The sequence below is a fragment of the Pseudomonas sp. TSO6 genome (genome assembly GCF_056098905.1).
In genome coordinates this window covers 22,503-38,021 of sequence record NZ_JBLZWV010000038.1, presented here as the reverse complement: position 1 = coordinate 38,021, position 15,519 = coordinate 22,503, and the positions used below count along the sequence as shown (strand labels likewise).

Sequence of the window (15,519 nt, the reverse complement as noted above, 5' to 3'; positions counted from 1 at the left end):
CGGTAGGATGTTTAGGGCTGTCGAGGCCGGTTGCCATTTAGGAGAAAATGCTCGACCTCGAGAGGGATTTGATAAAGGCGAGACATAATGCCCTTCCGGCGTCTTAGCACCGATGTCATTATGCCAACACTGCGTTGCCCACAGGTTTCATCACGCGCACTCGACTGGCCCATAGCACGCCATCGGGATACGCCACACCTTCAAGGATCGTGTTGATGTCCAACGAAAGCGCCCCACCAGCCGCAACCTCTTCTGAAGATGCCGTAGCCCCCCCGCCACCTGCTGACAAACCTGTGGAGCTTGATGCCAACCGCAAGGGCCTTCAGGCCTACTTGGCACCAGGGGCATCTGATTGGGCGCCTTTGAATGAAGAAGCCTATATCGTCCTCAAGGGCGCACCAACACCTGACCCTGCGAGGATCGTTTCCAACCGCACAGCGCTGTCGGACATGCTCGCTGCGGCACTGCAAGTTCCCAATCTTGGCTTTTTGGCAGGAAGTGGGACTTCGCTTGGTGCACCAGGCGGGCCAAGCATGTGGGATCTATGGAAGCGCTCCATGTGCACACCCGGCTCAGGGGATCTCACTGAAGCGGCAGCGCGCGTGATGGATGTGGTGCGGTACAAAGAAATCATCAATCCAAACATCGAGCACTTCCTTTCTCAGTGCGACGCCTATCTCGCCTTCAACAAAGACATGACCGTTGAAGGGTTCGTCAGCGATGTCAAAGCAGTCATCCTGGATGCATGCTCGGCATTCCTGCGGGCCCCGAACGCCGAAATTTCTGCATACAGGCAGTTGCTGCAGAAGCTGGCGAGACGACGAGTCCGAGATCCTCGCCTGAAGGTCTTTACCACAAACTATGACATGTGCTTCGAGACAGCAGCCTCTGACCTCGGGATGATGGCCATTGATGGATTTTCCTATACCCGTAGGCGGCGGTTCGATGGAAAGCATTTCAGCTACGACATCGTCAGGCGAGAGGTGGAAGGTCATGAGTTCGCCGAAGGTGTGTTCCAGCTACTGAAGTTGCATGGATCGGTCAGTTGGAGCAGAGAGGGAAAAGACATCTATGAGGACACAGCGCCTACACCTGCGAACGCGTGCCTCATCTACCCAGCCAAAGGCAAATACCAGCAGGCATTCCTGCAGCCTCACCTAGAGCTTCTGTCGCGCTACCTAGAGTTTCTGCGTCAGCCCAACAGTTGCCTCATCGTGGCGGGCTTTGGCTTCAACGATGATCACCTCTCCGAGCCAATCTTCTCAGCCATCCAATCTAACCCGAGCCTGAAACTCATACTCTGCGATTTCCAATGCATCACGCACCTGCATAACCGGGGACACCATGGCTCAAGCGACTATTGGGGCAGATTCCATGACCTCGCCAAGCGTGGCCTGGACATCCACTTCGTCAGTGGTTCGTTCAGCGATCTGGTCAGCCACATTCCGCACCTGAGAACAGCTTCACCAGCAGAGCAGTTGGCGAATGCCGTCAGGCGCCTGGGGAGCCAAAACGCATGAGTGCTCTCGACGGGATTCTGGCCAGCAATCTCAAAATTGGTGTGGTATCGAGTGTGAGTGCCCACCTGGTAAAGACGAACCTGGCGCATGCCGGGAATGTGAGCGGCCAGTACTTGGGCCACAACCGTTACGGCAAAGGTGAGGTCGGCGAGCTTGTGCTCGTTGAAGGCCAGCAAGCAGTGCTGCTAGGGCGCATAACTGAGGTGACGCTGCCTGACAGGGATCGCTCGGAGATTTCACAGGACTTTGCCGGTAGCCGCCAAATCGATGCAATCGGCTTCATACGCCTTCTGGGCTCCGTAAACCCGCATTCATTGCGAGTCACAGCAGGAGTTAGCTCATACCCACGACTTGGCGATCGGGTCTACTCCGCCCCCGGAGAATTTATTTCCCAGATCCCTTTGTTGACCTCAACGGGGATAGACGGTGCGCCACCTGAGGTAGCGTTGAGTCTTGGTCACGTTGCCGGGGATGGCGGATTTCCTATTGCCGTCACTCCCGAAAAAATATTCGGACGGCACTGTGCAATCCTGGGTTCCACAGGCGGAGGCAAGAGCTGGACGACATCCAAGCTGATCGAGGAGTGTCGCCGCTTCTCAGCCAAAGTCGTGCTGATCGATGCCACGGGCGAATACCGATCGCTCGTTGGCGATGACACGGTTCATTGCCACCTTGGCAGCCCTCTCCACCTGGCTGGAGGCTCTGTAGAGGTCGCGATTCCGCCGACGAGCTTCACCGAGTCCGACTTCATAGCCCTCTTCCAGCCATCGGGCAAAACCCAAGGCCCTAAGCTGAGGGAGGCGATCAAAAGCCTCCGACTAGTACATCTCGCACCTGATCTGTTCCCGAAGCACATCGTCTGGAAGGTAGACCAATCGAAAGAGGTCTATCGCGAGGCCATGAACAGAGGCAACAATGCAAGCCTGGTAGGAAATCCAACAACGCCATTTAACCCTCGCAAGCTGGTACCTCAGTTGGTGCAGGAGTGTTGCTACCCGACCGCTTTCAACGACTCAGAGCGTTTTGGGGGTGCAAGTAACGAGATCTCACACTGCTCATCCCTGATGACCCGCATCCTCGGCGTGATGGAATCGCCGTCGCTGGGCTGCGTCTTCAGTCCCGCTGCCGGCCTTCCCAGTTTCGTAGATCAACTGGACAACTTCATTAACAGCGACAAGAAACTGTTCAGGGTCTGCTTGAGCTCAATCGGATACGAGTTCAACGCCCGTGAGGTTGTGGCCAACGTTATCGGCAGACTTCTACTGCAGCGAGCCCGCGGTGAGGTTTTCAGGAAAAGGCCGCTAATCACCATCCTAGACGAGGCCCATAATTTTCTGGGCAAAACCGTCGGAAACGAGGATGACCTACAGAATCTGGATGCCTTTGAACTGATCGCGAAGGAGGGTCGAAAATACGGGCTGAACATTTGCCTGGCGACCCAGCGACCGCGCGACATAACCGAAGGCGTGCTGAGTCAGATGGGTACCCTGCTCGTCCACCGGCTCACGAACGACCGTGACCGTGAAGTCGTTGAACGAGCGTGCGGTGAGATTGATCGCTCCGCTGCAGCATTTCTGCCGAATCTTAAGCAAGGCGAGGTAGCGATGGTGGGTGTGGATTTCCCGATCCCGGTTACGATTCAAATCAGTCGACCAACCCAACCTCCCATATCGGATGGGCCAAGCTTCCAGAGTAGCTGGGGATCACCGGGGCACTGAACTGATGCGTATGGGGCATGCCCCGATCAGAGCGTGAGCAACCTGGTGATGAACAAGTTGCGCACCGATCCCAGTGCTCCATCCAAAACGACTTTTACTTCTGTCTTGATGAATGCCTTAACCAAAGCATTGGATGAGTCTGAGCAAGCGCGCAGGGCGTTGGACTCACGGCTTGGAAGTTAGAACTGCTTTCCTGCCGGCAGACCCAAGATCCACAAATTGCAAGGTATGGAATCTGCTTCGGGTCGTTTGAATCGCCCCTAAATTCGTAGCCTCTTGATGGTAGCTCCTGGCCGGTAGCGGTTAGGGTGAACGGCAGCTATGGGTCGAAAGCTGCAGGCTTTCACTGACGGCTTTCGACCCATAGCTGCCATTCACGGAAGGTAGCTAACGGAGAGAAGAGGCACGCAGGGCCCTCCCCATAATCGGCATGGACATACAGCAGGCGACTTCGTAATATCAGTATAAATTCTGTCGACTTTTCTACTTGCCAATGTCGCGTTTCAAACGATCCATTCAGTTGGTTTGAAGGCTACGCATCGACAAGGAGTATTAACTAAGTGTTAGCATTTGGAGGCAAGGTTGAATATCAGAAGGGATCTTGAGCCTGTAGCGCCTTACATATCTAGGCTTTTATCGATCGGAGAGGAGTTTAGGGTGTGCGAAAAGAACTGGAGTCACTTCAAAAATGAAGAGGACTTCCGGTTTGTATCGAGAATCCCACATCAGGAGCGGTATCTAGTAGAGGCGTTGTATGCAGATGGTCGAGACATGGCGATCTACATGTACGATTCTCTGCTTGCTATAAATTATGACTTCAGTAGATATCCAACGCTCACGGCAATTGTCGAAGCATTCAAAAGCTCTTGGGTTTATGGTGGTTACAATCAAGACGTGCCAATCACTGCAAAAAACACATACAATAAATACGACGTCAATCTCTGGTCTGTGGATCAGATGGTTTCTCTTTTCAAAAGTCAAGAGAGGTTATTGGCGGCGGTGCGCATAACCCTGCAGATGCTGAAAGATAGCGATCTCTATAAAATGGAAAATGGTATTCAGGCAATCAAACAAGTAGCAGGCATTCACATAAGCAGTGTTTCTGGTTCCAGTATTAATATTAACTCTGCTGACGCCACAGCAAGCATAACAACTAACTATAACGAGCCGGCTATCTTCGCTGATTTGATCTCGGCAATTAAGTCTAATGGCTTCGATAGTGAAACCGAGGCAAGGCTAGTAGATAATGTGCAAGCACTCGCCGTCAGCCACCAGAAAGGTGGCTTTACAGAAGCATACAGGGACTTTATGCAAAACGTCTCTGCGCACATCACTGTATTTGGTCCATTTATTGCTGGTATATCCGCATTGTTGTAGTGCGTCGAAAATTCTTCAAGTCGTTTGATGCCTTTGCCGGGGCGGGTTGGAGCACGCGCCTCAACCAAAAACTTGCACCACATAAGGGACTGTATAGTCATGGAGAAAATAACAGAAATTGCTGAGTATTTTAGAAAAATACCAGCGGCATTCTTAGTGGCAATTCTAACGGTTTTGGGACTAATCCTGTTCCTGCCAGAGGACTATGCTAGTACCGTTGCTGTTGATGGGTTTCGTAAGGATTTCCGAGTATATTTAGGTCCCGCATTCTTGTTTGTGCTTTCGTTTTGCGTTGCCAGAATATTTACTTCCTTTAAACAGCGGTATGAGCAAAGACAGGTAACCAAATCACGTCAAGAATTGCTTCATGGCTTAACTCCAGAAGAAAAGGGTTATCTGATTCCATACCTTGAAAATCAACAAAACACCGTTCATGTTGGAATGGAAGATGGGGTCATGGCTGGGTTAAGGTCGAAGGGTATTACATATTTAGCCTCAAGCGTTGGGAGCCTCGTCGATGGCTTTGCATTTAATTTGCAGCCGTGGGCTCGCCAATACCTAGAGCTGAATCCTCACTTACTAGACGGGTATGCGGGTCAACCTCAAACCCCAAGGCAAAAAATTGGGTTTAGGTAGTAAGGCCAACAATTTCCTCAACTATCACCGACTTCGTCCGCTGGGCGTCTTAACGCTGCGCTTTTGGACTTACGTGCTCTTAATCGTCAGCTCCTGCTTTTGGCCGTTAGCCGCATGTCGCGAAAGGCGGCTATGGGTCGAAACCAGCCAGTCACGACGGCCGGCGATCGACCTGTAGCTGCCTTCCCCAAGGCTCTACAGCAGGCAGATACGGCGTTGTAAAACTGTGTGCGGTACCAGTGCGGCTTTATCGAGGCGTCAAACCGCCGTGAATGATGCGACGCGCTGCATGGCACCGGCTTCGCCGGTGTTCGCGGGTGAACCCGCTCCCACAGAAAGGAACGCTGCATCGTAGCCCGCGCCCTGCACCACCTGCCCGGCGATGGCCGGGCTGAGCGCGGCGCCCAACCCGAATACCGTTGTCAGCGCGCCGAGGCTGACATTGACGCGCCCGTCGCGTTCGGTCAGGTCCTTGACCACGATCGCCGCGACGATGCGGGCGGAGGTCAGCGCCGTGGCCAGGCGCAGGTCGGCTTGCGACAGCTTCTGGCTCAGCAGCGGGCGGTGGTGTGAGGCGAGGGGTTTGCGTGTTCCAAGGATGAAGTCTCGAAAAAGCCAAGGAGAGGGCGACCGGCAGGGCTTCATCCATGAGGGGCTGGCATGTAAGGCAGCAGTCGCTCGGTTTCTTTCTTCACGACGGCGTAGCATTCGCAACTCAGCAGTTCCAGGCGTGCCCGGTCCAGCACCCTGATCTGCCCGCGGTTGTATTCGATCACCCCCAGGCGCTGCAACTTGCCGGCGGCGTCGGTCACACCCTCGCGGCGCACGCCGAGCATGTTGGCGATCAGTTCCTGGGTCATGCACAGGCGGTCGCCTGGCAGGCGATCTAGCGACAACAGCAACCAGCGGCACAATTGCTGGTCGATGGAGTGATGGCGATTGCACACCGCTGTTTGGGCCATCTGGGTGATCAGTGCCTGGGTGTAGCGCAGCATCAAGGTCATCAACTCGCCATGACGGTTGAACTCGTCCTTGATCTTTTGCACGGGCAGACGGTAGGCATGCCCGGCGCTTTGCACGATGGCCCGGCTGGGGGTGCTTTCGCCACCCATGAACACGGCGATGCCGACCAGCCCTTCGTTACCGACCACCGATATTTCGGCCGAGGCACCGTTTTCCATCACATACAGCAGCGAAACGATGGCATCGACCGGGAAGTGGACGTGGCACAGGGTGTCGCCGGACTCGTACAGCGCCTTGCCCAAGGGCAGGTTGACGTGCTCCAGGTCCGGCGCCAACCGGCTGAACGCCTCTGGCGACAGGGCAGCCAGCAAGTGGTTGTTCTGGGGTTTTACCGTGTGTTGCATGCGTGGGACCATCGATGGCAGCGGCTGTCGGAACAAGCTTAGCCTAGCGCGGCCAAGGCTTGCGCCAGCGCTGCCGTGACGCGCCCAACGGTTCAGATGGCAGGCAACGTGCAGGCCCGACACTCGGCGATGACATGGTGCTCGCACCCGTCATCCTTCAGCCGCAGCTTGGCGTCGGCAAGCCGCTCGCCGTCCAGGCTCAGGCTCAGCTCGCTGCCGTTGCCGTTGCGTACCTCGATGCGGTAGTGGGTGCTACCAAAGCGGTAATGCAGGACATAACCCGGCCAGCCTGCCGGCAACAGCGGCTGCAGGCTAAGGGTGTCGCCACTGCGTTGCAGGCCCAGCAGGCTTTCGACGATCAAGCGGTACATCCAGCCGGCAGAGCCGGTGTACCAGCTCCAGCCACCCCGCCCGGCGTGGGGCGCAACCGCATAGACGTCGGCGGCCATCACATAGGGTTCGACCTTGTAGGTATCGATCAGCGCGTCGCAGCCCTGGTGTACCGGGTTGATCAGGCGCAGCAGCTCCCATGCCTTGTCGGCGTCGCCCAGCTGCGCATAGGCCATGCTCGCCCAGATGGCCGCATGGGTGTACTGCCCGCCGTTTTCACGTACCCCAGGCAGGTAGCCCTTGATGTAGCCAGGGTCCAGCTGGCCCTGGTCGAAGGGTGGGTCGAGCAGTTTGACGATGCCGATGTCACGGCGTACCAGGTGGCTGTCCAGCGCCGCCATGGCCTGGCGGGCGCGTTCGGGCGAAGCGACACCCGACAGCACTGCCCAGCTCTGCGACAGCGAATCGATGCGGCATTCCTGGTTGCTCGCCGAGCCCAATACCTGGCCGTCGTCGAACCAGGCGCGGCGATACCAACCGCCGTCCCAGGCGTGCGCTTCCAGTTTTTCGGCGAGTGCGGCGGCCTGGGTGGTGCAGCGCAACGCAAAGGCGCTGTCGCCCTGGCGCAAGGCGACGCAGCCGAATGCCCGCAGCACCTCGTGGCCAAAGAAGCCCAGCCACACGCTTTCGCCTTGCCCTTGTTCGCCGACCCTGTTCATGCCGTCGTTCCAGTCGCCGCTGCCCATCAACGGCAGGCCGTGGGCCCCGCATTGCAAGGCGTGGGCGAGGGCGCGCTGACAGTGCTGGTACAGGCTCTCGACCAGGGCCGAGTGGCCAGGCAGGTCGTAGTAGGACTCTTCCCCGGCGTTTAGCGCGCGGCCTTCCAGATAGCCGACTGGCTCGTCCAGCACGGCGTAATCCCCGGTGGCCTCTACGTAGCGGTTGGCGGCCAGCGGCAGCCACAGCAGGTCATCGGAGCAGCGGGTACGCACACCGCGTTGCAGCGGTGGGTGCCACCAGTGCTGCACGTCGCCTTCGGCATACTGATGCGCAGCGCAGGCCAGCAGGTGTTGACGCGCCGCCGCCGGCGCGGCATGGACCATGGCCATGCTGTCCTGCAGCTGGTCGCGAAAACCGATGGCACCGCCAGACTGGTAAAAGCCGCTGCGTGCCCAGAACCGGCAGGCGATGACCTGGTACATCAACCAGCCGTTGGCCAGCACGTCCAGTGCAGGTTCCGGCGTCTCGATCTGCACGGTGTCCAGTGTGCGCCGCCAGTAGGCGCTGACCTTGTCGAACTCGTCCATGGCGGCCTGCAACCCCCGGTACTGCTGCACGCAGCGGGTAGCGGCGCGGGCGTCCCGGGCGGCGCCCAGGCGGAACACCACCTCCCGGCTTTCGCCAGGCTCCAGCTGCAGCGCCACCTGCAATGCCGCGCAGGGGTCCAGACCGCCGCCGGTACGCCCCGACAGCCGTGACTGGCGCATACCCAGAGGCGCCTGGCAATCGCCGTTGCGCCCCAGGAATTCGCCGCGATCACAGGTCATGCCCTGTATCGGCAGGTCGCAATCGAGAAACGCCACGTGCGTGGAAAATTCCACTGAGTAGCTGTTGCGGGCAAACAGCGCGCCGCTGAAAGGGTCGGGCTCACTGACAACGTGCATGGCGGTTTTGCTCGGCAGGTCGCCCAGCACCCACTCGACGAAGCAGGTCACCGACAACCGACGTACCCGTGCCGAAGTGTTGTGCAGTTTGAGCCGGCTGAACTTGACCGGGCCATCCAGTGCCACATGCACCCACAGCTCGCAACGCAGGTCTTGCTCGGTATATTCGAATACGCTGTAGCCAAAGCCGTGGCGGGTGCAGTAACGGCCAGGGCCTGGGCAGGGCTGCGGCGTGGGTGACCAGTACTCGCCGGTGTCCTCGTCGCGCAGGTAGAAGGTTTCGCCACTGGCGTCGGTAACCGGGTCGTTGTGCCAGGGCGTCAACCGGTACTCGTGGGCGTTCTCATACCAGGTGTAAGCGCTGCCGGCCTCGGAGACCACGCTGCCGAAGTGCGGGTTGGCCAGGATGTTGACCCATGGCGCCGGTGGCGATGAGCCGGGTGGCAGCGCAATGACGTACTCGCGGCCGTCGGTGCTGAACCCGCCATAACGGTTGCCCAGCATCACTGTGGGTTGCTCGGCCGGCGAGTGGCTGGCAGGTGCCGGCCGTCGGCTTGCAGGGTTGGCCTGAACAGCCGGCGGGACCTTTGGCTGGCGGCGCAGGTGCAGTTGCTCTTCCAGCGTGCCGAGATTGTCGTTGAGCACCAGCCGGGCTACCGACAAAGTCAGCAGCCGGTCCTCGGCAGACAGTTGCTGCGCAGGCCTTACGTAGATGCCGCCGGGGCGGTCGAGCAGGGCCGCTTCGCTGCCGGAGGTGACGATCCCCATGATCAGCTCCTGCAGTTGTTGGCGGTAACCGGCCTGGTCTTCGTTCCAGATCAGCAGGTCGAGCGCGAGCCCCTTCTGGCGCCAGTAGGCATGGGCCAGCACCATTTGCTTGACCAGATGAATGTTGGCCGGGTCGCCGATCTGTACCAGCACGATCGGCAGGTCGCCCGACACCCCTTGGCCCCACAGGCCGGACTGGTTGCGCCGATTGCTGGCCAGCAACGCTGCGTTGGGCCGCAGGCTGGCATTGGGGTACAGCACCGAGGCGGCCATCTGCTCGAACAGCCGGGCGTCGGCCAGCGAACCGTTGAGCTGGTGCAACAATACCTGGCTGTGCGGCCAGGCGAGGTCGAACACCCGATCGGCCAAGTGCCGGTCGCGATACTTGGCGACTTGCTGCAGGCAGGCGCCGCGGCTGTCGGCGACGCCTGTGACCAAGTCGACCGTGGTCGCCTGGCCGGGCATCAGGGTGATGCGGCAGCGGATGGCCACGATCGGGTCCAGTACTGCTCCCGCGCTACCGGACAACGCCTCGTTTTCTGGGTCCATGGCCGCCGGCCGGGCCAGGGTGCGCCCTCGGCCGATAAAGCGGGCCCGATCGGTTTCGTAGGACAGAGCCTCGATGTCGGCGCCGTGCACCGCGAGCACATGGCACATCCATGGCACGGCGTCCTGCTGCGAGCGCGGCCGTCGCGTGCAGAGAATGGCTTGCAGCGGGCGGATCAGTTCGGTCTGGATGAACAGCTTGCTGAAAGCCGGGTGCAGGGCATCGCTCAAGGCCGGTGCCAACACCACTTCGGCGTAGCTGGTCAGCTCCAGGGTGCGGGGCAGGTCGCCATGGTTGGTCAGGTGCAGGCGTCGCAGCTCGATGTCGTCTTCGGGCGATACGGCAATTTCGGTATGGCAGTCGAAGTCGCGTTCGCGCACGCGAAACTCCGCGCGGCCGTCGCTGAAAATCGCCTCCTGGAGCTGTGTGCGGTGCCGTGTCGGCTGGTAGGAGGTGGACCAGTAGGCGCCGCTGGCGACATCGCGCAGGTAGCAGAAGCTGCCCAGGTCGTCGCGGCTGGCGTCTTCGCGCCAGCGGGTCACCGCCAGCGTATTGCGCTGGCTGTAGCCACTGCCCACGTGGTTGACCATGACGTGATAGCGGCCGTTGGACAGCAGTTGTACGGCCGGTTGCGCACGGTTCGGCTCTTTGAACACCCGCAGCCGTGCCTCGGGGTCGCGCTCGGCGGTGTCCTCGGCGGGGGCCTGGAGGGTATGCAGGTAGGGCGCAGCGGTTTTCGGCACGCGCTCCTGCAACAGCAGCATGCTGGCCTGGAACTGCGGGTCGGAGGCGAAGCGCCGTTGCATGGGCTTGTTCAGCAGCAAAGCGGTCAGGGCGAGGAAGCTCATGCCCTGATGGTGGGCCATGAACGAGCGGACCACGACGGCGTCTTGCCCGGGGGGCAGGCGTGCCTCGCTGTAGTCCACGGCCTCGTAGAGCCCGAAGCGACCAGCCAGGCCAAGGGTGGCCAGCCGTTGCAGGTTGCGGCAGGCGGCAGCGGGCGCCACCATCAAGGCCAGTGCGCTGGCATAGGGCGCCACCACGCGCTCTTCACCCAGGCCACGCTTGAGGCCCAGCCCTGGTACGCCGAACGCCCGGTACTGGTAGTTGAAATGTGCGTCCAGTGCGTTGTAGGCCGATTCCGAGACACCCCAGGGCAGGCCCGACAGCTTGCCGTGTTCGATCTGCCGTTTGACGGCGGCGTGGCAGGTCTGGTCGAGTAGCGTGCCCTCATAGTTCGGCATCACCAGCAGCGGCATCAAGTACTCGAACATCGAGCCGGACCAGGACAGCAACACAGGCACGCCGGCATTGCTGGTGAGCAGCCGGCCCAGGGCAAACCAGCTGTCCTGGGGCACCTGGCCCTGGGCGATGACGACGAAGTTGGTCAGGCGCATCTCGGACGCGAGCAGGTCATAGAACGCGGTGTCCAAGCGGTGTTCGTCGGCGTTGTAGCCGATGGCGAACAGGTCGCGGTGGTTGTCGTACAGGAAGGTGAAGTCCATGCTGGCCAACGCTTCAATGCGGCTGGCCAGGGCCTGTGCCTGGGCGATGCGCTGGCGGGCGACTGCCCTGACGTTGGCCACCGCCAGGCGCTCCGGGGGCGGCCACTGGTCTGCGTCGAGCTGTGCCAGCTGGCGCCAGGTCAGCGGAGCGTGGGGTGCCTGATCGTTACCGGGGGGCAATTGCAGCTGCTGCAGTTCGCGGCTCAGGTCCAGGCATTGCTCATTCAGGGCATTCAGCCAGAAAGTACAATCGTCAGCAGCTTCTGTGCCAGGCGCCAAGGCAGCCCGTCGCGTGATCAGCGGCTGCAACTGATCGACTAGCATCGGCAACAGCGTGGCGTATACGTCGCCCACTTGGCCATGGGCTAGCCGCACCTGCTCGCGCAGGGCTGTGATTGGCTGGGTGTCCGCGCTTGTGCGGGCATAGGCGTCCAGCAACGTGTCGAGGGTGTCGAGCAAACCCTGGGTCAGTCGCCGGTCGAGCTGGGGCGTGTCGGCCATTTCCAGCAGGCCGGGCTTGAGTGTCAACAGCAGGGCGGCGAGGTTGCCGCTGTCCACGCTCGAGACATACAGCGGAGACAGCGGCTTGAGGGCCTGGGTGTCGTACCAGTTGTAGAAGTGCCCTTTGAAGCGCTCCAGGCGAGCCATGCTGTCGAGCATGCAGGCCAGGCGTTCGAACAGGCGGCCCGTACTGAGGTAGCCGAAGTCATGGGCCGCCAGGTGCGAGAGCAGGGCCATGCCCATGTTGGTCGGTGAGGTGCGGTGAGCGATGTTGGCGAAGGGCGGCGCCTGGATGTTGTCGGGTGGCAGCCAGTTGTCGGCAGGGCCGACGTAGCTGTCGAAAAAGGCCCAGTTGGCGCGTGCGAGTCGATGCAGGAAGACCAGGTCTTCGCTGCCCGGCGTGAGGGCGGTCCGGTCACTCGGGCGGCTGAGCCACCAGGCCAGCGCCGGGCCGAGCAGCCACAGGGCAAGCACCGGCGAGGCAATCAGCAGTACCGTCGGCTGCATCGCCAAGGCACCGGTCAGCACAAACACCAAGGCCGGTTGCCCCCATTGCTGGCGATACACCGCCCGCAGGGTATCTGCGCTGCAGCGCTCGTCCTCGCGTGAGGGGTTCCATTGCAGCAGACGTTGTTTGCTGACGGCCAGCCGCCACAAGGTGCGAAGGATGGCATCCAGGCTGTAGCAGGCTTCGAAGGGTAACCAGGCCAGTGAAAGGCCGGCCCGCAAGAAATAGGTGCCCGAGGTGTGCAACGCTGCCAGCACGTGTTCTGACACAGGGACATCAGCGGCCTTGCCCGGCAGTTCGAGCAGCGAGTCCAGCACTGGGCGCGTCAGCAGCAAGGCCAGCAGGGCCAGTGTCCAGGCGAGCGGCGTGGCACTGGCCAGCCAACCCCACAGCAGGAGCGTCAGCAGTGCCGCCGGCTCCAGGCTGCGGCGCAGGTTGTCGAAAATCTTCCAGCGCGACAAGGCGCTGAGCGGGCTTAGCGCCAGGCCATGGGTGCCGGTGTGCAGCCAGGGCACCAGCCACGGCAGCAGTTGCCAGTCGCCGCGTATCCAGCGGTGTCGGCGTTTGCTGTCGGCGCTGTAGCGGGCCGGGTAGGTTTCGAACAATTGCACATCGCTGAGCAGGCCCGAGTGCGCGTAGCAGCCTTCGATCAGGTCATGGCTGAGTACACGGTTGTCGGCAAAACGGCCCTCCAGTGACTGCTCGAAAGCATCCACCGCATAGATGCCTTTGCCAATGAAGGAGCCACTTAGAAACAGGTCCTGATAAACGTCCGAAACGGCCTGCGTGTAGGGGTCGACACCGGCGTCACTGCCAAACAGGCGCGCATAGCGCGAGCGCGACACGCTGGGCAGGCTGATGCCCACCCGCGGTTGTAGAATCGCGTAGCCTGCGTCGAGGCGACCAGTGTGTGCGTCGAAGCGAGGGCGGTTGAGCGGGTGCTGCATGGCGCCGATGAATTGCCGGGCGGCACCGCGAGGCAATTGGGTGTCGGTGTCCAGGGTGATTACATAGCGCACGTGGCCAAGTGCTTGCAGGTTGCCGACGATGCGCATGAAGCACGCGTGGCCGTGGCCGCGCAACACCGCGTTCAATTCGGCGAGCTTGCCGCGCTTGCGCTCGCGGCCCATCCAGCAGCGCTCGGCGGCGTTCCATATGCGTGGCCGGTGAAACAGAAAAAAGCGCGCACTGCCCGGGCTTGGATATTTGCGGTTGAGGGCCCGGATCCCTTCGCTGGCCAGGTCGAGCAGTGCCTCGTCTTCGGGCCGGGTCTGCTCACGGGCATCCATGAAGTCGCTGAGCAGGGCAAAGTGCAGGTGCTCATCACGGTTGGCCAGAAAGCGTACTTCCAGCCCTTCGACCAGTTCTTCGACATCGCCGGTATTGGCCAGCAGGGTGGGCACTACCACCAGCGTGCGGGCGTCCTCGGGAATACCGTCCGTGTAGTCCAGCCGTGGCAGGAAGGAAGGCTTGACGGTCAAGGTCACCAGCCAGTTCACCAGGCCGATGGCCAGGCGGCTGGTGCTCAGCAGAACCGGCAGGGCCATGGCGGCCAGCACCGCCAAATGCCAGCCCTCCAGGCTAATGGCGCGTATGAAGCCCCAGGCCAGCAGGCACGACAGCAGTGCCACTGGCACCAGGTAGAATGCCAGCGGCGCCCGGTGCAGCAGGCGTTGCCAGCGCTCGCCCAGCGGCACCCGCGCGGCCAGGTGCTGCTCCAGCAACGGCAGGCCGGCCCCCGCCAGGTAGAAGCCCACGTGCCCAGCCGGTTCACCCGGCGCGGCGCCTGCTGTCTGGGCCAGCTCGATCGCCGTGCGCGCCACGGCGGGCTCGCTGAATTTACTGTGGCGTGCAAGGCGCTCGACGCTGTGCCGGTAGTGGTCACGGCTGGTGAAGTCCATGGCGGGGTAAATGGCCGCCGGGTCGCGGTGCAGCGCCTGTTCGACATGGCTCAGGTGTTCGACGAACAGCTTCCAGTCGATGGTCGACAGCAAGCGCAGGCTGCCAATGCTGTTGCTGATGGACACCTGGTCAATGGCCTGCTGCTGGGCATCGAGCTGGACATGGCCCTCGATGCTGCGCGCCGACTCGCTGAGCATCTGCTCCACCCACAGCAGCGGCTGGGTCAGTGAAGCGCTGTGGCCCTGCAGCCGCCTGGCCAGCTCGGCGACGAAGGCGGCGGTCATCGGCGGTTGCGACCGGGCCATGTCGGCGACCACCAGCACCACGCTCTTGGCGTCGCGCTCGGCGGTTTCGCCAAGCCGGTCGGCCCAGACATTGGCCAGGTCGCGGTCAGCCCAGTTGGCCATGACCCGCGCCGCTACACGGCGCAAGTTTTCTATCAGGGCCAGGCGCAGCATGATCGGGATGGCCCAGAGCTCGCCCAGGGTCAGGGTGCAGGCCTGCTGATAAGCCTCGACGAAACGGCTGAAGCTCTCAGCGTCGATCCGCCCGTCACCGTGGGAAATGGTCTCCAGGGCAATGTCGTAGACACGCGGCAGGCCGGTGGAGGCGCCGTTGTCCAGCTGCGGCAGCTGCAGGCTGTAGTTGGCCGGCAGGTCGTGCTTGGCAATGCGGATATGGGTTTCGACCAGGTAAAAGTTGTCGAGCAGCCACTGCGCGGCGGGTAGCGCCGGGCGGGGGCCGGGCAGGGCGGCGGCGAGGGCGGTGCAGCTTGCAGAGAGCATGCGTTCGTTGTCGGCCAGGCGGTCAAGCAGGGCGTCGTTGGCTGGCCGCTGGCTCAAACGGTGCTGATGGGCCAGCCGCAGACCGTGCTCGGCCATCTGGTCAGCGTTGTACAGCTCCGAGCGCAGCAGGCTTTCATAGGTGAAGGTGTGCCGGGGCGAGCGCCAGCGCCCCGCATGGGCGTACAGGCGCCGAAGGTAGCTGCGTGCGAGAAGCCAAGGATTGTCCATGGTATGCCGGGTTACCGATCTGGCCTTTCAGCATTCAGTCTGCTGCGATCGCCCGGGCAGCGTCTGTACGGTAGCGAACAGACCCGCCTTGGCCTGCGCACGGGCTGTATCGCCGATGTCCAACGCGTCGCTGTGGCACACCATGGAGGGGCTGGACGAATTT

6 protein-coding genes and 1 pseudogene are annotated in these 15,519 nt (G+C 61.2%); 4 read left to right on the top strand and 3 right to left on the bottom strand.

Annotated features, from left to right (window positions below; all coding sequences use genetic code 11):
- The first annotated feature begins 215 nt into the window (after positions 1 to 215).
- The 4 genes from ACN6NG_RS17875 to ACN6NG_RS17860 all read left to right on the top strand — a co-directional run bounded on the left by ACN6NG_RS17875 (position 216) and on the right by ACN6NG_RS17860 (position 5,251).
- Complete coding sequence (locus ACN6NG_RS17875; protein WP_474315279.1) at positions 216 to 1,520, top strand: SIR2 family protein; 1,305 nt, start codon at positions 216 to 218, stop codon at positions 1,518 to 1,520.
- Complete coding sequence (locus ACN6NG_RS17870; RefSeq protein ID WP_474315277.1) at positions 1,517 to 3,238, top strand: ATP-binding protein; 1,722 nt, start codon at positions 1,517 to 1,519, stop codon at positions 3,236 to 3,238. The genes ACN6NG_RS17875 and ACN6NG_RS17870 overlap by 4 nt, the downstream gene beginning before the upstream one ends.
- A gap of 783 nt (positions 3,239 to 4,021) precedes the next feature.
- Complete coding sequence (locus ACN6NG_RS17865) at positions 4,022 to 4,615, top strand: hypothetical protein (protein ID WP_474315275.1); 594 nt, start codon at positions 4,022 to 4,024, stop codon at positions 4,613 to 4,615.
- Between the two features lie 99 nt (positions 4,616 to 4,714).
- On the top strand, positions 4,715 to 5,251 hold the full coding sequence (locus ACN6NG_RS17860; protein WP_474315273.1) for a super-infection exclusion protein B: 537 nt from the start codon (positions 4,715 to 4,717) through the stop codon (positions 5,249 to 5,251).
- Between the two features lie 324 nt (positions 5,252 to 5,575).
- On the opposite strand, the pseudogene ACN6NG_RS17855 reads toward ACN6NG_RS17860, so the two are convergent.
- The 3 genes and pseudogenes from ACN6NG_RS17855 to ACN6NG_RS17845 all read right to left on the bottom strand — a co-directional run.
- A pseudogene (locus ACN6NG_RS17855) lies at positions 5,576 to 5,812 on the bottom strand (hypothetical protein); the annotation flags it as partial.
- 80 nt (positions 5,813 to 5,892) lie between these two features.
- On the bottom strand, positions 5,893 to 6,618 hold the full coding sequence (locus ACN6NG_RS17850; RefSeq protein ID WP_063425771.1) for a Crp/Fnr family transcriptional regulator: 726 nt from the start codon (positions 6,616 to 6,618) through the stop codon (positions 5,893 to 5,895).
- Positions 6,619 to 6,710: 92 nt separating this feature from the next.
- On the bottom strand, positions 6,711 to 15,356 hold the full coding sequence (locus ACN6NG_RS17845; protein WP_474315270.1) for a glycoside hydrolase family 94 protein: 8,646 nt from the start codon (positions 15,354 to 15,356) through the stop codon (positions 6,711 to 6,713).
- Positions 15,357 to 15,519 lie beyond the last annotated feature (163 nt).

Coding starts and splice junctions, on each gene's coding strand:
- ACN6NG_RS17875 (WP_474315279.1), top strand. CDS start 216: ATGTCCAACGAAAGCGCCCCACCAGCCGCAACCTCTTCTGAAGATGCC.
- ACN6NG_RS17870 (WP_474315277.1), top strand. CDS start 1,517: ATGAGTGCTCTCGACGGGATTCTGGCCAGCAATCTCAAAATTGGTGTG.
- ACN6NG_RS17865 (WP_474315275.1), top strand. CDS start 4,022: ATGTACGATTCTCTGCTTGCTATAAATTATGACTTCAGTAGATATCCA.
- ACN6NG_RS17860 (WP_474315273.1), top strand. CDS start 4,715: ATGGAGAAAATAACAGAAATTGCTGAGTATTTTAGAAAAATACCAGCG.
- ACN6NG_RS17850 (WP_063425771.1), bottom strand. CDS start 6,618: ATGCAACACACGGTAAAACCCCAGAACAACCACTTGCTGGCTGCCCTG.
- ACN6NG_RS17845 (WP_474315270.1), bottom strand. CDS start 15,356: ATGGACAATCCTTGGCTTCTCGCACGCAGCTACCTTCGGCGCCTGTAC.